Origin of the sequence: Rhodococcus pseudokoreensis (assembly GCF_017068395.1) — a bacterium.
GTDB classification, from domain to species: domain Bacteria; phylum Actinomycetota; class Actinomycetes; order Mycobacteriales; family Mycobacteriaceae; genus Rhodococcus_F; species Rhodococcus_F pseudokoreensis.
This window is the reverse complement of record NZ_CP070619.1, coordinates 8,435,435-8,452,303: the sequence shown is the minus strand read 5'-3', so window position 1 is coordinate 8,452,303 and position 16,869 is coordinate 8,435,435. Positions and strand designations below refer to the sequence as shown.

Genomic DNA, 16,869 nt, shown 5'->3' with positions numbered 1-16,869 from the left:
GAGAACCCCTTTCATGCGTATCGCCAATATCGACCACCGTGCCGCCCTCGTCCTCGTCCTCGGAGAGAAGGGTGCCGAGCGGGCCGTCGACATCGCCCACGCCTCCCGCGGCCGGTTCGGCCCGAGCCCGCAGGCCCTCTACGAAGCCTGGGACGACGTCACCGAATGGGCCGCAGGCCAGGACCTCTCGGCTCTCGCGGACGACGGCTTCCCGATCGACCGGTCCCTCCTGCGCGCACCCTCACCGGCTCCCCGGCAGGTGTTCGCCGTCGGCCTGAACTACCACGCCCACGCCGCCGAATCCGGCTTCGAATCCCCCACCCACCTGCCGCCGGTCTTCACCAAATACGCCTCCAGCTTCACCGGCCCCGACACCGACGTGATCATCCCCACCGGCGGCAACGTCGACTGGGAGGTCGAACTCGTCGCCGTCATCGGCCGCGAAGCCGCCAAGATCAACGAATCCGACGCCTGGTCCCACGTCGCCGGACTCACTGCCGGACAGGACATCTCCGAACGGATCACCCAGACGCGTGGTCCCGCACCGCAATTCGGACTCGGAAAATCCTTCGCCGGGTTCTCCCCGCAAGGACCGTGGCTGGTCACCCCCGACGAGTTCGCGGACCCCGACGACCTCGAACTCGGCTGCACCGTCGACGGCGAACAAATGCAGAAGGGCCGCACCCGCGACCTGATCTTCCCCGTCTCGAAGCTCGTCGCCACCCTCTCCCACACCATCACCCTGTACCCCGGTGACGTGATCTTCACCGGCACCCCCGCCGGCGTCGGTGTCGGCCGCGAACCGCAACGGTTCCTGCAGGCCGGCGAGACACTCGACAGCTGGATCGACGGCATCGGAGAGCTGCACCAGCGTTTCGTCGCCGAACCCGACGCGCAGTAAGGACACCACGCCATGGCACTACACGGACTCGGCAAGGTCACCATCGGCGTCCCCAACGTCGACGACACCATCGCCTACTACTCCGACTTCGGGCTCGAACACCGCGGGGGCGGGGTGTTCGCCACCCGCAACGGCGGCGAACAACTCGCAATCGTGCACGCACCCACCCGGCGGCTGGTCGAGCTGACCGTCGCCGCCGACGACGCCGACGACATCACCGCCATCACCGCGCGACTGACCAGGCTCGGTGTGGCGATCCGGCACGACGGCACCTCCGTCAGCGCCGTCGAACCGATCACCGGCACGCTCGTGCACGTGGCGGTGCGACCCCGGATCGTGATTGAGCCCGCGGTGTCGCCGACGCCGTACAACGGTCCCGGCCGGATCGATCGCTGGGGACGGGCCCCGTTCCTCACCCGCACCGACCCGGTACGCCCCCGCAAACTCGGCCACGCGGTGATCGGGTCCACCGACCTCGAGACCACCATGAAGTTCTTCACCGACGGTCTCGGGTTCAAGGTCAGCGACTACATGGGCGACAAGGCCGCGTTCCTGCGCTGCTCCGTCGAGCACCACAACGTCCTCGTCATGGCCGCACCGGTGAACTTCATGCATCACACCAGTTGGCAGGTCGACGACATCGACGAGGTCGGCCGCGGCGCCCACACCATGCTCGACGGCAACCCCGAACGCCACATCTGGGGACTCGGCAGGCACTACGCGGGCGCGAACTTCTTCTGGTATCTCAAGGACCCGGCCGGGAACTTCTCCGAGTACTACTCCGACATGGACACCGTGCCCGAGGACGAACTCTGGTCCCCGGAGGTGCTGCACGGACTGCAGGGCCTCTACGCCTGGGGACCGCCGCCGCCCCCGTCGTTCCTCGAACCGGACGACCTCGCGGCCCTCATGACCGGAGCGCATTCCGCGAGGGGGTGACTCCAGGCTACGTCGACATCGAGAGGGTTCTGCGATGGACTCGGACACATTGCCAACACACGCGCTTGTCGGCCGGGAGGACGACGTCGCCTCGATCCTCGCTCTTCTCCGCGACCCCGCGGTCACGATGCTGACCGTGGTCGGCGCAGGGGGCGTGGGAAAGACCGCGGTCGTCGCTGCCGTGACGAGGGGACTGGTGTCATCGGGCAGCGACGTCACGCCGGTAGATCTGTCGGCATGCGAGTCCGCGACAGATGCGGTGACTCTGATCGGCAACGCCATGACGACGCTGCCCGAATCGGAGAAGCCACACGTCGTCGTGGTGGACAGCCTCGAACGGGTCCGCTCCGAGGTACGCGCTCTCGGCGCGCTCGTGGCTGCCCACCCGCACGTCCGGCTCCTCGCCACGAGCCGGGCCGCGACCGACCTGTCACAGGAGTACCGGCATGTACTGCGCCCTCTCCCCTGTCCGGACGCGGACGGTGCCCCCAACATCGACGCGGCGACCAGTCCAGCACTGACACTCTTCCTCGATCACGCCCGCCGGGTTGCCTTCGAACGAGACCTCGAGGCCCAGTCCTTCACGGTCGCCTCGATTTGCCGACAACTCGGCGGGCTTCCCCTCGCCCTCGTGATCGCCGCCCATCAACTCAGCACGGTGACCCTGGATGCCCTGGCGGCGCGGATCGAAGACGGTTGGTCGCCGAACATGCGCGGACCCGCCGATCTCCCCGACCGTCACCGCACCTTGGCCCGCACCGTGGCGGACACCGTGTCGCTGCTCGAGCCCGTCGACGCCGCCGTGTTCAAGGTCATGGCGGCATTCGACGGCGCCATCGAACCCCCAGCACTGTCCGCGATTCTCGCCGGTACGGTGGGCGAACCGCACGGACCTGCCGGAGTCTGTTCTCCGCACGCGGTGGTGGATCACCTCGACGAATTCGTTCGACTCAGCCTGCTCGCTCCGCTACCCGATCGGCCGGACAGTCGCAGACCCGCCTTCACGATGGCACAGACCACCCGCGACTACGGCAGGCAACTACTGCGGTCCGAACCACAGCCCGAGACCGCCAGAACTGCCCACGCACGGTACTTTCTGCACAGAGTGCTCGACGGCGCCGATCTCGTCGGGCCTGCCGCCGACGACTGGCTCACACGCACCGACGGTGACCTCGGCGACATCAGGTCGTCACTGCGGTACTACCTCGAGTTCGGCGACGGGCGCGCCGTCGACATGGCCGCAGGGATGCGCAGCTATTGGCTCGCCCGAGGTCTCCTGCAGGAGGGCTTGCACTGGCTCACCGACAGTCTGCGGCTCACGGACGGCAGGCGGTCCGTGCCGGCGGTGCGGGCCCGCGAAGCCCGGGCAGTTCTCACCGGTGCCGCCTCGTCATATGCGCACGCCCTCGCCGACCTCGAAGAATGCGCACGTCTCTGGCAGGAATTGGATGAACCGGCCGCGCGAGCCCGCACTCTCGTCGACCTCGCCGCCGCCCGATTCGAGGTGCACGGATTCGACGTCGCCCGCCCACTGTTCGAGGAGGCCATCGCCAGCCTCGACGACGCGGACGACCGGTGGTGGGCAGCCCGCGCCCGCAGCCTCTTCGGTGCCTCCGCCGCCGCGACCGGCCACCACCGCGAGCTCGCCCGCAGCACCCTGGACCGTGCCGTCGAGGGGTTTCGCGGCGTCGGGGACAGCTCGTACACCAATGTGCCCCTGCAACAACTCGGCCGCATTCTCCACGAGGACGGCCACGACACTCAGGCGACAGCGCTGCTCGCAGAGGGACTACGTCTGGCTCAGGACGCCGGTGATGCCTGGAACAGTTCGGTCTTTCTCAACCTCATCGCCGAGATCGAACTGAGCCGTGGCACCGTCGTCGCGGCTGCCACACATTACCTCGAAAGCCTCGCTCTGGCGGCCGCGATCGGTGCGAGACCGCGTTTCATCTGGTGTCTGGAGGGTCTTGCCGTGTGCCTCCACGATCTCGGCGACAAGGACTACGCCGCCCGGCTGGTCGGTCTGGCCATGTCTGTCCGCTCGACGTTGAATCTGCACGGCTGGATCGAATTCCCGGCCAGAGCAATAGATGTGACCGGAATCCTTTCCGGACCGCCGTCGACTCTGTCAGTGCTGCATGCGGAGGGTTTCCGGATGACGGTCGGTGACGTCCTGGCCTACGCACCCCAACTCGTGGCGGCCCGCAGCGCCCGGCGCAGTCGGCAGGATCGCTATCCCGACGGTCTGACTGCCCGTGAGGTGCAGGTGCTCCGATTGATCGCGGCCGGCTCGACCAGCCGGGCGATTGCCACCGAACTCGTCATCAGCATCGAGACCGTCGGCAGGCACATCAGCAACCTGTACCGCAAGATCGGGGCCTCCGGGCGAGCGGACGCCACCGCGTATGCCATCAGATCCGGACTGATGGACGACTGACACCCGCCACGACTCGATTGCGTTCGGCGCCCACGGGTTGCGCCTCAGGGCCGGAGTTGACGAGAACCTGTGATGCGCCGATCGGTGTTGTCGGAGAAGGCTTACGGGCGATACGACAACTTCGACCACAGGAGCGACTGGTGCACGCAATCCGAGGAGACATCGACACCCCCACGCGATCGGCGATTCACGACCTCGTCGTCGAATTCACCTGGAAACTCGACCATGCGGAGCCGGCCGGTTTCGCGGAATTGTTCGAGGCAGACGGAAAGTTCGTCACCGGTCAGGCGGTCACAGCCGGCGCTGCCGCACTGCAGGCGTTCGCCGACGGACGCACAGCAATGGTTCGCACGTCCCGAAGCGTGCTCAGCAACCAACGCCTCGTCCGCCTCTCCTCCTCGTCGATCGAGGGCACAGTGCTCGTCACCTTGTACATGCACGACGGACTCGACGCTGGTGAACCCATCGCACAGTCGTTGGCGGAATACCGGGACATCTACGCTCGGGGCGCCGACGATGTGTGGCGTTTTCGTGAGGGGCGCTCGGTTCCGATCTTCACGAGGTCGCTGTGAATCCGTCCGGCAGCACGGTCGGCGAGGCCACCGATCGAACGCACTTGCTGCACGCGTTGGATCTGGCGCGAGCGGCGCGTGCCGACGGCAACCGGCCATTCGGCTCCCTTCTCGTCGACGCCGCAGGGGTCGTTCTGCTGACGGCCACCAACACCGCCGTCACCGAACGCGACGTCACCGCGCACGCCGAGACCAACGTCGTGCGCGCGGCATCGGCGTCCAGGTGGGGCTACGGCACTTGCCTCGACCACCCTGTACACCAGCACGGAGCCGTGCCTGATGTGCGCCGGTGCGATCTATCTGAGCGGCATAGGACGCGTGGTGTACGCGCTCGCCGCCAAAGATCTGGCGTCGCTGCCGGGGGCATCGGACCGAGTCCGCATGGTCCCAACCCCCATGGCGGAGGCCCTCGCAGGTGGTGACGGCCGTCCCGAGATCCGGCATCAGCCGATGGGACCGGCCGCCCTCGAACCTCACATCGACTACTGGAAGGGGCAGTCACGATGATCCTTACCTCGACGGTTCGCCTCGCTGCCGGGGACGGCCACACGTTCCCGGCCTACTCCGCGGGCCCCGACACACGTCCCGGTCGCGGTGGAATCGTTCTCCTGCACGAGATCTTCGGTATCAACCGTTACATGCGGACCATGGCTGAGATCTTTGCGGCGCAGGGGTTTCAGGCACTCGTCCCCGACTTGTTCGCCCGGCAAGAGGCTGATGTCGAACTCGACTACGCCGGGGAGAACTTCACGCACGCGATCGAATTGCGGGACAACCTGGACCTGTCCACCGCCGTCCTTGACATCTCCGCAGCAATCCAGTGGCTACGCCGAAGCGAGTGGGGCAATGGACGGGTCGGCGCGCTCGGCTATTGCCTCGGCGGCGGTCTGGCGATCCTGGCCGCCGCGAACACCGACGTCGATACGGCGGTGAGCTACTACGGCGTCGGAGTGCAGGACCGCCTCGACCTCGCCGAACAGATCGATGTCCCCGTCCAGTTCCACTTCGCCGAAAATGACCACTATTGCCCGCCCGAGGCACGAACCGCCATCACGGAGGCGTTCGCCGAGAACCCGGAGGTGGAGTTCTACCGGTACCCCGGTGCCGATCACGCATTCGCCACGTTCGAACGCGACACGTTCGATTCCGCAGCCACTGATCTCGCGTTCGAGCGCACCCTGCTGCATCTGCAGCGGTGGCTGGACTGACCTGACACATGCCGAGTTCTCGTCATTGCGGGTGCAACTCGAACCCGCCAGGCTTCTTGCAACGAGACTTTCGCCACACCGCCAGTCTCGACGGATCGCGGGAACCGCGAGTCCCTTCAGATCCCCGACCTCATTCTCGGAGAAGGAAACGACCGATGCACATACTGCCCCGACACGCCGTCATCGCCGGCATGGTCACACTCGCCCTAGTGTCGACGGCGAGTTGTAGTTCCTCGAACACGGAGTCCCGAACCGACGGACTGCTCGACGTCACGGTGGGTCAACTGCCCATCGTCGACTCCGTTCCCTTCAAGTTTGCGGTGGACAAGGGATTCTTCCGCGAGGAAGGAATCAACGCGACCGCAGACTTCACCAATGCCGGTGCCATGATCACGAATCTGGTCAACGGCTCCGACCAGTTCGCTCTCGGTGAGACGGCGATCGTCATCCAGGCGTTCGACAAGGGGCTACCGCTGCGGATCGTCGGGGGTGTCACCAAGAGCACCGATCTCCCCGCGGAGGACACCGGAGTCGTACTCGTCGCGAAGAACAGTTCCGTCACGACACCCGCGGACCTGACGGGCAGAACCGTCGCGGTCGGGGCCCTGAAAGGCAGCGGCGAACTGTCTCTCCGTGCCGCACTCGACAAGGCGGGGGCGGACAGCAACCAGGTGAAATTCCTGGAATTGCCGCTGTCGGACATGACCGACGCCCTCGCGAAAGGCCATGTCGACGCGATCAGCACGATCTCACCGTTCGATACCGCCGCGCTCGCCCAGGGTGCCACCCGCTTGATGTCGCCGGGCGCGGAGGCGGTACCGGGTGGCATGCAGCTGACCGTGGCAACCTCTGCGAAGTTCGAACAGGAGAATCCGGAGGCAGTGCAGGGTTTCGTCCGGGCGCTGAACCGGGGCATCGAATACGCCGCCGCGCACCCGGACGAGGTGCGGGCGGTGCTACCGGCGATCAGCCCGGTTCCCGCAGAACTGATTCCGGCAATGCGGCTCCCTGTCTTCGACGCCGGCAACCCCCGTGCGGCGCTGTCACTGTGGACCGGGCTGATGGAGCAGTACCAGTTCGTTTCCGGGGACGTCGATGTCGACGAGTTGATGAGCTGATCGATCATGACCACGCTCACGCGCACCCCTCGGCCCCCGGCAGTGACCTCACCCCGGTTTCCTCTCCCCCAGCGACGCCGGGCCGCGCGGGTGGCAGTTGTCGTCGCAGCACTGGCAGGCTGGCAACTGGCGGTGCAATCCGGACTGTTGCCGTCGAGTTCGATACCCACCGCTGCACAATCGGTGTCGGCTCTCGCTTCGATGACGACCACACCGGAATTCTGGATGACGCTGGGCCAGACCGCAGTGGGCTGGGTTGTGGGCCTTGCCCTGTGCGTCGTCCTCGCCGTCCCCGTCGGACTACTGATCGGAACATCCGACTTCCTCACTCGCAGCACACGCCTGATGATCGACTTCCTGCGTACCATTCCCGCAGTCGCGCTCACCCCTGTTCTGCTGCTGATCCTGGGCTCGACGATGGAGATGAAAGTACTCCTGGTCGTGTTCGGGGCGTGCTGGCCGCTGCTGACGTCCACCGTCGACGGTGTGCATCACGTCGACCCTGTCGCCGCCGACACCGTGCGATCGTTACGACTCTCGCGGCTCGATCGCATGACGCGACTGGTCCTGCCGTCCGCGCTCCCCTTCGTGGTCACCGGATTACGCACATCGGCCGCCATCGCGCTGATGCTGACTACGGCGGCCGAGTACCTCGGCTCGGCTCCAGGACTGGGCAAGTCGCTGGGTATAGCGCAGCAGGCCGGCGGTGTGGACGTGATGTTCGCCTGGCTGATCGTCGCGGGACTGCTCGGTGTCGCCCTCAACGTGGTCTTCCTCCACCTCGAACGCCGGGTGATTCCGTGGTCGCCCGCCAACAGAGAGACAGTGAAATGATAAGGAGAACAGCACGAGCGGCGGCCGTCGAACTGTGGCTGCCCCTCGTGGCCGTCGCCGGAGCGTGGGTGGCGACAACACGCAGCGAGAGGTTCTATTTCCCCCCACTGCAGCAGGTGGCGCACACCTACAAGCAGATGTGGTTGTTCGACCGGATCGGATCGGATGCCGTCCCCAGCGTGCGGAACTTCCTCTTCGGTCTGGTGATTGCGACCGTGATCGGAATCGGCGCCGGGTTGGTGCTGGCGCTGCGCGAGAGTCTCTACGATGCCGCTCTCCCGGTGTTCGAGTTCATGCGCTCGGTACCCGGAATCGTGCTCGTTCCCATTGGCCTCGTGCTGATGGGGGTCGGGGACGAGATGAAGATTGCCGTCATCGCCTACGGGACGATCTGGCCGATCCTGCTCGGCACGATCGACGGTGTCCGCTCCCTTGACCCGCTGGTACGAGACATGATGCGCAGCTATCACATTCCGTTCCATCATCGGTTGCTACGGGTTGTCCTGCCGGGGGCGAGCCCCCAGATTCTGGCCGGGGCGCGGATCAGCGTCGCGCTCGGCGTGGTGTTGATCATCGCCAGCGAATACGTCGCGTCCACGCACGGAATCGGATACGTGCAACTGCAGGCCGAACGCACCTTCGCGATTCCGGAGATGTGGTCGGCATTGCTACTGCTGGGAATTCTCGGTTACACGAGCAACGTCGTGTTCCGCGGCATCGAACGGTATCTACTCCGCTGGTACTACGGGCTCAGGAAAGCTGGGCAAGGAGGTTCTGCATCATGACCACATCCACCACCACGCCGGTGGCACACACCGACCCGGACGTGCACGATCGTCTCACTCTGGATGTGCGGGCCGTGGCAAAGTCCTACGGGCGCGGGACTGCCTCCCGGCACATCCTGGCCGACGTCACTTTCGCGGTTCATCAAGGGGAATTCGTCACCGTGGTCGGCCCTTCGGGGGCAGGCAAGACCACCCTGTTGCGGTGCCTGGCGGGTCTGCTCTCACCGGACACCGGAGAGGTCGTACTCGAGGGTGCGAACGTCACCGCGCCCCCGAAAGGCCTAGCCCTCGTCTTCCAGGACTACTCGCGGTCGCTGCTCCCCTGGATGAGTGTGGTGGGCAATGTCATGCTCCCACTCCGTCGATCGGGCATGAAACGGACAGAACGCCAACGCATCGCCGAACAGGCGCTGCTGGCGGTGGGCCTTGCACACGCGACGAACCTCTATCCCTGGCAGATGTCGGGCGGGATGCAGCAACGCGCCGCCATCGCCCGCGCAGTCGCGTGCCGGCCCGAAGTGCTGCTCATGGACGAGCCTTTTGCATCGGTCGACGCGCAGACCCGGGCAGATCTCGAGGACCTGATGCTCAGGCTGCGTGAGGAACTGGGGATGACCGTCGTTCTCGTCACCCATGACATCGACGAGGCGGTGTACCTGGCCGACCGCGTCATCGTCCTCTCCGGCGCTCCGACGTCGGTCACCGAGATCATCCCGGTCCCCCTTCCCGGCCCCCGGAATCAACTGCGCACCAAACTCGAGCCGGCCTTCGCCGAGCTACGTGCACACGTCCTCGGATTGATCCGGCGCTGAAGATCCCGAGTTTCGGGGATGAGCCGACGGTGCCGACCCGAGCAGTATCGAGCAAGAACACCTCCCACCACCGACCTGAAGTGAGGGCACGAATGTCGATCAGCACAGACACCCCCGACCGGACCGGCACCACCTCGATCGCCGAAGAATTCAAAGACGCGATGGCATCCCTGTGCGCCCCGGTCACGGTGATCACGGCCATGAATGACGGCATGCCCGTGGGCGCCACTGTCAGCGCCTTCGGCTCGCTGTCTCTGACCCCACCCATGATCACCGTCGCCCTCGACCGCCGCTCGCGGGTGCTGACTGCCGTCACCGCAACCGGCCGGCTGGGCGTGAACATCCTCGGCGAGCACGACGAGGAACTCGCGCGCATCTTTGCGACCGGCGGCATCGATCGGTTCGCCGAGGCGCCCTGGCGAATCGACAGTGGGCTCCCCCGCTTGAGCGACGCCCCCGGCTGGCTCGGATGCGATGTCGCCCGGACCGTCGGCGGCGGCGACCACGTCATCATTCTCGGGCAGGTCAGAACGGTCGAAACCCGGCCCGCCCACACCCTCTCCTACAGCAAACGCCGATTCGGGATCCATACTCCGCTGCCCGCCTCGGCCCGTCCGTGACACCCCCACCGCAAAGGAACCGACCGATGACCTCCACCACCACCGCTCCGCTGACCTCGTGGCCGCTCGCCCGCACCGATCGGCGCGCCGCAGCCCTCGCCGCGGTCGATTCCATCCGCGACGAACTCGCCGTCGGTGCAATCGAATCCGAATCGGGCCGGCGCCTCAGTGACCGCTCCATCGCAGCACTGCGGCAGTCGCGGGTGCTCGGAATCATGACTCCCGACGATCTCGGCGGCAACGTCGTCGATGCCGTCACCGCGTTCGAGGTAATCGAAAAGATTGGCCACATCGACCCCGCCACCGCCTGGACAGCCACGATTCTTCTCGAAGGTGCCGGTGAACTCGCCACAGTCGTCAGCGAAAACACAGCTCGCAGGATCTTCGCCGACGGCATCGCCCTCAAGGCGGCGTCGCTCAAGCCCGGCAACGCGCAAAGGGTCGACGGCGGCTACGTGGTCAGCGGCCGGTGGGACTTCGTCAGTGGTCTCTACCACGCCGACTACGTCACGGCGACGTTCCTCATCGCCGATGAGGCAGGCAAACCGGTACGCCGGGCAGCGCTATTGCCGCGTGGCGAGATAGAGGTCCTCGACGACTGGCAAGTACTGGGTATGCGCGGCACCGGCAGCAGCAGCTTCCAGGCGGACCATGTCTTCGTCGCCGACGACATGATCTACGACCCGATGGGTGAGGGCTCCCGCACCGACACCCCGCTGTCCCGCCTCGGCATGGTGCCCTTCGTGTTGCAGATGCACCCCGGCATGGTCCTCGGCGCGGCCCGTCGGGCCCTGGACGAAATTGTCGGCGCCGCGCCGAGGATTCGGCGCGGCGGGCGAATCAACCTGCATCAGCCTCCTGCCCTGACCGAACTCACCTGGTTTCAACGCGAACTCGGCGAACTCGACGCCCGCGTCCGCGCCGCACGCAGCCTCTGCATCGATACCCTGCATCAGGTCAACGACGTGATCGACGCAGGAGACCGCGTCCAGCTCCCATTGCTCGACCAGATGCAGACCGCCGCCTCGCTCGCCGCGAAGACCTCGGTGGAAGTGGTCACCCGCGCGTTCCGGCATGCCGGTGCCGCCGCGATCCTCGACGACAGTCTCCTGTCCAAACTCCTCCGCGACCTCAACACCATCTCCGCGCATGGGGTGATGGGTGAGGCCGGCTTCGAAAGCCACGCAGAATTCATCCTCGGCCTCCAGACCGACGAGAACCGCCGGATGGTGTGACCGTGGCGTCACCCGACCCATAGAGCCGAACCGGATGGAATCCCGGACGTCAATCTACGACGAAGTGCGTCCGCTCGAAGAACCGCCCGACGCCCCGTTCCCGCTGGCGTCCGATGACATACCGACCAGGGGCGATGCCGGTGGCTCCGTGCTCGGGGTGGATGAGGTAGGCGGTAACGCGGGTGTCGAGGATGCCGAGCGCGAGGCGCCGGGGGTCGTTCACCGGTGTCGACCACATGCACATGCCTTCGTCGGCGACGAGGCTGTGCGGGTTTCCGCCCGCAGCGCTCCGCAGCAATACCACTCCCGACAGCGGTACGTTCTCCGACCGCGTCCATGGGCCGGGCGTGACAATCTCGGCGACAAGCGAATACGGGACTACGATGAGGTCGCCCTGTGCCTGCATACCGTCGATGACGGGTACCGATACTTCCTGGTCGAGATAGTCGAAGACATCGAGGCCTGTGAGGGCCGTGAGATCGGACAAGGTCATGATCGAGTTCATGCGAATCACCTCTGGAGTTCGGGTTTCGGTTTCAGGTTCGACGAACGAGACGGGCGTAGTCGGTGCCGTTGATGCCGTAGGTCCACGCGGCGGCATCCAACGCCGACGAAATCCGTGTCGGCACATAGATCCCGTATCGTCGCCGACGTCCGTCGCGTTCGGGAGAACCATTGACGGCGAGCAAGATGTGATCGCTACGGCCCCAGCCGTCCGATATCACGTAAAGCTGCAGCGTGTGACCGACATTGCCGGGATCATCGGCTCGGTCGATCAGCGCGAGCCCGGCCTCGTCGATGTAGGTGTCCCATCCGATGCGCTCGATCGCGCATCGGCGGACCTCGACATTACGTTCGCGTGCGATGCGTTCGACAGTCGGCTCGAGCACGACCCAGTCGGGAACGATGGTCCCGTGATGCACGAAAAGCAAATGACCGTCCTCGAATTCGAGCGCAGGAGCATCCGGGTGGTGCAATCGGCGTTCGTTGTGTACACGGCCCGGTATGGGCTCGGTATGAAGGGCGGTGGGGCGTTCCGCCATCACGCACACGTTGTCGAACGCCCACCACCACCCGGTCGCGCCGGTCACGGCGGTATGGAGGTCGAGTAGCTCGACGTCGTCGGAGCGGAACCTGGCGAGCCCGAACCGGCGGTACGTGTCGTAGAACGCGACCCGATGTGCTTCTTGCTGCCCATACCAGGTCACCCCTCCGACGACGGCGGGCATCAATGTTCGTATCGCAGCCGCGACCCCGTCGAAAAGGCTCGTGCGCAACGAATCCCACACGGCGGCTCGGATGATTGCATTCGGACTGATGCCGACGCGGGCAGAGTCGTCGGGCGACTGGGTTCGCGCGGTCTCGATCGCCCGGCGTTCGTTCGGCCAGTCGGATCTGCCTCGGGCGATCAGTGTGTCCATGCGTCTGCGCGATTCCGACAGCATGGTTGCTATTCGGGAGGAGACGCACGCGACTCCGTCGCCGGCAAACGACAGCGTCGTCGCCAACCCCTCGACGGCGATGAGGTCCGATCCGGCTGGGGGTGACGGCACCCAGACGAACTCCGGTTCGCGGAATCCTGATCGCCGATACAGTGTTTCGACGGCCGATTCCGCTGTGGTGCGATCGGAGGGCCAGGCGCGCAACCCGTGCCCGAGCCATGCGTCACGCACAGCTCCGACACCGAACATGCATTCGGCGGAGTGATCATTGTTATCGGTGAATGTCGCTCGGCGTGCAGCCACCGGGCGAAGCGGCGCGGTGCTCACGCGATTGTGGCGGAGTCCGCCTTTCCAATAGTCATGCATATGAGCGTGGCACGCGAATGCCCCGAGCGCAAGGCCTCCGGCTGGCACCCCGATCTGTCGCGGCCCCTACCACTCGCCGACTCGATCCCGGGGTGGCCGGACACCACCCCCAGGGGGTCTAACACGGCCCGCCCCTTCGCGCCACGATGGAGTAACACCCGCACAGACCGCCGGAAGGCCGAAAGGGAGACTCCCAGTGACGAACTCTGTTCTCTCGTACACCGACCACGGGCACACCGACGAGATGACGCTCATCCCGGACCACTCCCCGATCGTCATCGGCCGCTCCTCGTACGCCGACCTGTCGCTGCCGACCGACCCGGACATCTCCCGCCTACACGCCACCATCGAGCGCATCGGCATCCACTGGACCATCACCGACGACGGCCTCTCCCGTAACGGCACCTTCGTCAACGGCACCCGCTTGCAAGGGCGCCAGACTCTGCACCCCGGAGACGTCATCCAAGTCGGCGAGAGCATGCTCACCTACCACGGGGAGCCGGGTACGGACTGCGGCATCACCCACATCGGGAACACCCTCGACTCCGACATCATTCTCACACCCGCCCAGCGCACCGTCCTCACCGAACTGTGCCGGCCGTTCCACGACGGCACCGACCACCCCATCCCGGCATCGAATCGGCAGATTGCCGACGCGCTGCACCTGAGCACCGAAACGGTCAAGACCCATCTTCGCGCCCTCTTCTGCACATTCGAGATCGAGGACCTCCCTCAGAATCAGAAACGCTCCCGACTCGTCACGCTCGCCCTCAACAACGGCATCCTCGACTCCCCCGGCCCCGACAACGGGACTGTCTGAATAACGGTTGATCTGATCTTGGTTCGACACGCCGAGCTGCTGCTTGGCGGGAAGGATCGATGATGACCGAAACACTGGATCCCATGGCAGCGACCGAAGTGGATCAGAAGCAGTTGGCCGAGCAACTCCTGGCCCAGGCCAAGGAGCAGGGGGTGGATTTGATGGGCCCGGACGGGCTATTGAATCAGCTCACCAAGAACGTCCTCGAAACCGCGCTGGACGCGGAGATGACCGAGCACCTTGGCTACGAGAAACACGACGCCGCCGGCCGCGGGAGCGGGAACTCACGCAACGGCACCCGGACGAAGACGGTGCTGACCGAGATCGGACCTGTGGAAATCGATGTCCCGAGGGATACTGATTCCTCGTTCGCGCCGCAGATCGTCAAGAAGCGTCAACGTCGGCTGACCGGTATCGATGAGATCGTATTATCCTTGACAGCAAAGGGTTTAACTACCGGTGAGGTCTCTGCCCACTTCCAGGATATTTACGGAGCGACGGTGTCGAAGGACACCATCTCGCGCATCACCGACAAGGTCGTCGGCGAGATGACCGACTGGCAGAACCGTCCGTTGGACCGGGTGTACCCCGTGATCTTCATCGATGCGATTCACGTGAAAGTGCGGGATGGGCAGGTCACGAACCGGCCGATGTACGTCGCGATCGGGGTCACCGTCAACGGCGAACGCGACATTCTGGGTGTGTGGGCCGGCGACGGTGGTGAGGGTGCGAAGTTCTGGCTCTCAGTGCTCACGGAGATCAAGAACCGCGGTGTCGCCGACGTCTGCATCGTGGTGTGTGACGGGTTGAAGGGATTGCCCGATGCCATCAACACGGTGTGGGAACTCGCAGTGGTGCAGACCTGCATTATTCATCTGATACGCAACACCTTTCGGTTCGCTGTCCGGCAGTACTGGGATGAGATGGCGCGTGATCTCAGACCGGTCTACACGGCACCGTCCGAGTCGGCGGCCAAGGAACGATTCGATGAATTCGCCGGGAAGTGGGGCGCGCGGTATCCGGCGATCGTACGGATGTGGGGAAACGCGTGGACAGAGTTCGTGCCGTTCCTGGACTATGACGTCGAGATCAGACGAGTCATCTGCTCGACAAACGCAATCGAGTCCGTCAACGCCCGTTACAGGCGCGCGATAAGGGCCCGTGGACACTTCCCGACCGAGCAAGCAGCCCTGAAATGTCTGTATCTCGCCACACGGGCTCTGGACCCCACCGGGAAGGGTAAGGCACGATGGGTGATGAGGTGGAAGCCAGCGCTCAACGCGTTCGCAATCACCTTCGAAGGCCGCATCACCCCGAACGGTGACTAACCGACGCCGAGGTCGGATCCACCGTTAATCGGACACTCCCCCGACAACTGCTGACAGCAAAATGGTTCCCTCAGCTCCAGCAGAAGGGGTGCAAATCCGAGCCCCAGGGTGTGTTTCGGTGCGCGGAGATCCGGCGGATCCTGTTGTTGCCAACAACGTCTATCCAGTGAGGAATGCATGGATCCGATCGTCGTGATTGTCGGTGGCGCGGTGGGCGCCGTCGCCGCATATGTCGTGCCGCTCTGGCTGATCAAGAGCGGTCGCAGCCCACGGCTGGCCGCGAAACGTGAGGTGTCGACGGCGATCAGCAACGGCGCGCTGCCACCGAACGCAGATATCGGGTCCTGGCCTACGCGACTGGTCGAGAGCCGGCAGTCGGTCGCCCGCGGCCGCTGGGTAATGCTTGCTGCTGGTCTCATCATGTCATTTGTCACGCTCACCGACTTCGCCGACGAGGGTGGCTCACTCCTGACATGGGTGTTCGCCGGGTCGGCTGTATTGTTACTTGTCGACGCGTTCGGGATGCATCGCCAGGTGAAGCGAGCCGATGCTCTACTCGCGGCTATCAGCGCAGGGCCAACTGGAACAAGGAATTCCAGCGCTGGTTGAGTGGACACTCGCATTCGGCGTTCGGTCGTCCGGCAGCAATCGCGAATACACTGTGCCCGCAAGTACGCTCGCCGATCTCGGCGGGGCCGATACTTGCGGGACAAGGAGGACGCATTCGCATGCGACGTGTCGTACGGGCCTTCTGGGGGCCGCGGCCGGAGCCGGTCGAAGCGCTGGCGGGGCAATGGCGGCTGACGTTGGAACAGGTCTCGCGGCTGCTGCCGGAAGCCGCGTCGCCGGCAGGAGGCGCGTGGCGGCAGGTGCACGCGTCGGGACCGGATACCGCGTGTGCGCCGGATGGGCTGACAGCGGTTCTTCTGGTCGCACAGGAGGCGGAGGCGTGGTCGGATCTGACGGGCACCGGGTTGCGGTTGGTCTGCACTGGTGCGGCCGGGTGGTCGGTCGAACTCTCCGGCGTGGCCGGGGGTACCCCGCAGTTTCTGCTGCAGTCGCTGGTGATGGGTGTCGACGCGCCCGACGGTGCCGTCGTCCCCGAATCCGAACTGCTCGCGATGCTCGCGTCGGTGTGGGAACCGGATTTCGGCGACGTCACCGACGACGACATTCTCGATGCCCTCGAGGACGACGCCGGATTCGTAGTCGGCGATCCTGTCGTCGGCCGGTTCGGTTACCTGTGCCCGGCCCGGGCCGCCCTGATACCCGACGGCCTCGAGGCGAGCCGTCGGGCTGTTCCGGACGGCGGCGCGCTTCTGCACATCGCCGCGTCAGGCGAGATCGACCCGGTGGTTCGCGCGTACGAACGGCTGCGGGGCGCCGGCGCACTCGCGCCGCTCCCACGGCCGCTGGACCGGCCGACGCTGTGAGCTCGAGCTCCCACCACAT

The 16,869-nt window shown here is 65.5% G+C and carries 17 protein-coding genes and 2 pseudogenes; 17 read left to right on the top strand and 2 right to left on the bottom strand.

Features of this window, described 5'->3' with window-relative positions:
* Positions 1-13 precede the first annotated feature (13 nt).
* The 13 genes and pseudogenes from JWS13_RS43960 to JWS13_RS43905 all read left to right on the top strand — a co-directional run bounded on the left by JWS13_RS43960 (position 14) and on the right by JWS13_RS43905 (position 11,461).
* Positions 14-901 carry a fumarylacetoacetate hydrolase family protein gene (locus JWS13_RS43960; RefSeq protein ID WP_206011327.1) on the top strand — a complete coding sequence of 296 codons (888 nt, stop codon included), beginning with the start codon at positions 14-16 and terminating at the stop codon, positions 899-901.
* A gap of 12 nt (positions 902-913) precedes the next feature.
* Entirely contained in the window at positions 914-1,840 is a 927-nt protein-coding gene (locus tag JWS13_RS43955; RefSeq protein WP_206011326.1) for a VOC family protein, read from the top strand.
* A 34-nt stretch (positions 1,841-1,874) separates the two neighbouring features.
* Positions 1,875-4,277, top strand: coding sequence for a LuxR C-terminal-related transcriptional regulator (locus tag JWS13_RS43950; RefSeq protein WP_206011325.1), 2,403 nt, complete (start codon positions 1,875-1,877; stop codon positions 4,275-4,277).
* 140 nt (positions 4,278-4,417) lie between these two features.
* Positions 4,418-4,849 (top strand): nuclear transport factor 2 family protein, encoded by a 432-nt coding sequence (locus tag JWS13_RS43945; RefSeq protein WP_206011324.1) that lies wholly within the window; start codon positions 4,418-4,420, stop codon positions 4,847-4,849.
* Positions 4,846-5,061, top strand: a pseudogene (locus tag JWS13_RS46590) (cytidine/deoxycytidylate deaminase family protein); the annotation flags it as partial. The gene JWS13_RS43945 and the pseudogene JWS13_RS46590, both read left to right, overlap by 4 nt.
* A 25-nt stretch (positions 5,062-5,086) precedes the next feature.
* Positions 5,087-5,356, top strand: a pseudogene (locus JWS13_RS43940) (deaminase); the annotation flags it as partial.
* Positions 5,353-6,057: a dienelactone hydrolase family protein gene (locus JWS13_RS43935; RefSeq protein WP_206011323.1), complete on the top strand. Its 705-nt coding sequence runs from the start codon at positions 5,353-5,355 to the stop codon at positions 6,055-6,057. The pseudogene JWS13_RS43940 and the gene JWS13_RS43935, both read left to right, overlap by 4 nt.
* Before the next feature lie 155 nt (positions 6,058-6,212).
* Positions 6,213-7,175, top strand: a complete 963-nt coding sequence (locus JWS13_RS43930; protein ID WP_206011322.1) for an ABC transporter substrate-binding protein — start codon at positions 6,213-6,215, stop codon at positions 7,173-7,175.
* Between the two features lie 6 nt (positions 7,176-7,181).
* Positions 7,182-8,009 carry an ABC transporter permease gene (locus JWS13_RS43925; protein ID WP_206011321.1) on the top strand — a complete coding sequence of 276 codons (828 nt, stop codon included), beginning with the start codon at positions 7,182-7,184 and terminating at the stop codon, positions 8,007-8,009.
* On the top strand, positions 8,006-8,794 hold the full coding sequence (locus JWS13_RS43920) for an ABC transporter permease (protein ID WP_206011320.1): 789 nt from the start codon (positions 8,006-8,008) through the stop codon (positions 8,792-8,794). The genes JWS13_RS43925 and JWS13_RS43920 overlap by 4 nt, the downstream gene beginning before the upstream one ends.
* On the top strand, positions 8,791-9,606 hold the full coding sequence (locus JWS13_RS43915; protein WP_206011319.1) for an ABC transporter ATP-binding protein: 816 nt from the start codon (positions 8,791-8,793) through the stop codon (positions 9,604-9,606). Before JWS13_RS43920 ends, JWS13_RS43915 begins: the two co-directional genes overlap by 4 nt.
* 92 nt (positions 9,607-9,698) lie before the next feature.
* Positions 9,699-10,226 (top strand): flavin reductase family protein, encoded by a 528-nt coding sequence (locus JWS13_RS43910; protein WP_206011318.1) that lies wholly within the window; start codon positions 9,699-9,701, stop codon positions 10,224-10,226.
* Positions 10,227-10,252: 26 nt separating this feature from the next.
* On the top strand, positions 10,253-11,461 hold the full coding sequence (locus JWS13_RS43905) for an acyl-CoA dehydrogenase family protein (RefSeq protein ID WP_206011317.1): 1,209 nt from the start codon (positions 10,253-10,255) through the stop codon (positions 11,459-11,461).
* A gap of 49 nt (positions 11,462-11,510) precedes the next feature.
* Here the strand turns inward: JWS13_RS43905 and JWS13_RS43900 are convergent, their stop codons facing one another.
* Both JWS13_RS43900 and JWS13_RS43895 read right to left on the bottom strand, forming a co-directional pair.
* The gene (locus tag JWS13_RS43900) at positions 11,511-11,966 is read right to left on the bottom strand and encodes a hypothetical protein (RefSeq protein WP_206011316.1); all 456 of its coding nucleotides are present in this window, start codon (positions 11,964-11,966) and stop codon (positions 11,511-11,513) included.
* 31 nt (positions 11,967-11,997) lie between these two features.
* Positions 11,998-13,230 (bottom strand): DUF6745 domain-containing protein, encoded by a 1,233-nt coding sequence (locus tag JWS13_RS43895; protein ID WP_206011315.1) that lies wholly within the window; start codon positions 13,228-13,230, stop codon positions 11,998-12,000.
* A 235-nt stretch (positions 13,231-13,465) separates the two neighbouring features.
* On the opposite strand from JWS13_RS43895, the gene JWS13_RS43890 reads away from it, so the two are divergent.
* The 4 genes from JWS13_RS43890 (at position 13,466) to JWS13_RS43875 (ending at position 16,850) form a co-directional block, all read left to right on the top strand.
* Positions 13,466-14,089, top strand: a complete 624-nt coding sequence (locus JWS13_RS43890) for an FHA domain-containing protein (RefSeq protein WP_206011314.1) — start codon at positions 13,466-13,468, stop codon at positions 14,087-14,089.
* Positions 14,090-14,151: 62 nt separating this feature from the next.
* Positions 14,152-15,417, top strand: coding sequence for an IS256 family transposase (locus JWS13_RS43885; protein WP_206011313.1), 1,266 nt, complete (start codon positions 14,152-14,154; stop codon positions 15,415-15,417).
* Positions 15,418-15,594: 177 nt separating this feature from the next.
* Positions 15,595-16,026 (top strand): hypothetical protein, encoded by a 432-nt coding sequence (locus tag JWS13_RS43880; protein WP_206011312.1) that lies wholly within the window; start codon positions 15,595-15,597, stop codon positions 16,024-16,026.
* Positions 16,027-16,145: 119 nt separating this feature from the next.
* Entirely contained in the window at positions 16,146-16,850 is a 705-nt protein-coding gene (locus JWS13_RS43875) for a hypothetical protein (RefSeq protein ID WP_206011311.1), read from the top strand.
* The last annotated feature ends 19 nt before the right edge of the window (positions 16,851-16,869 follow it).

Bases quoted from the DNA above. Each gene is read 5' to 3' on its own strand.
- JWS13_RS43960 (WP_206011327.1), top strand. From the start codon at position 14: ATGCGTATCGCCAATATCGACCACCGTGCCGCCCTCGTCCTCGTCCTC.
- JWS13_RS43955 (WP_206011326.1), top strand. From the start codon at position 914: ATGGCACTACACGGACTCGGCAAGGTCACCATCGGCGTCCCCAACGTC.
- JWS13_RS43950 (WP_206011325.1), top strand. From the start codon at position 1,875: ATGGACTCGGACACATTGCCAACACACGCGCTTGTCGGCCGGGAGGAC.
- JWS13_RS43935 (WP_206011323.1), top strand. From the start codon at position 5,353: ATGATCCTTACCTCGACGGTTCGCCTCGCTGCCGGGGACGGCCACACG.
- JWS13_RS43930 (WP_206011322.1), top strand. From the start codon at position 6,213: ATGCACATACTGCCCCGACACGCCGTCATCGCCGGCATGGTCACACTC.
- JWS13_RS43925 (WP_206011321.1), top strand. From the start codon at position 7,182: ATGACCACGCTCACGCGCACCCCTCGGCCCCCGGCAGTGACCTCACCC.
- JWS13_RS43920 (WP_206011320.1), top strand. From the start codon at position 8,006: ATGATAAGGAGAACAGCACGAGCGGCGGCCGTCGAACTGTGGCTGCCC.
- JWS13_RS43915 (WP_206011319.1), top strand. From the start codon at position 8,791: ATGACCACATCCACCACCACGCCGGTGGCACACACCGACCCGGACGTG.
- JWS13_RS43910 (WP_206011318.1), top strand. From the start codon at position 9,699: ATGTCGATCAGCACAGACACCCCCGACCGGACCGGCACCACCTCGATC.
- JWS13_RS43905 (WP_206011317.1), top strand. From the start codon at position 10,253: ATGACCTCCACCACCACCGCTCCGCTGACCTCGTGGCCGCTCGCCCGC.
- JWS13_RS43900 (WP_206011316.1), bottom strand. From the start codon at position 11,966: ATGAACTCGATCATGACCTTGTCCGATCTCACGGCCCTCACAGGCCTC.
- JWS13_RS43885 (WP_206011313.1), top strand. From the start codon at position 14,152: ATGACCGAAACACTGGATCCCATGGCAGCGACCGAAGTGGATCAGAAG.
- JWS13_RS43880 (WP_206011312.1), top strand. From the start codon at position 15,595: ATGGATCCGATCGTCGTGATTGTCGGTGGCGCGGTGGGCGCCGTCGCC.
- JWS13_RS43875 (WP_206011311.1), top strand. From the start codon at position 16,146: ATGCGACGTGTCGTACGGGCCTTCTGGGGGCCGCGGCCGGAGCCGGTC.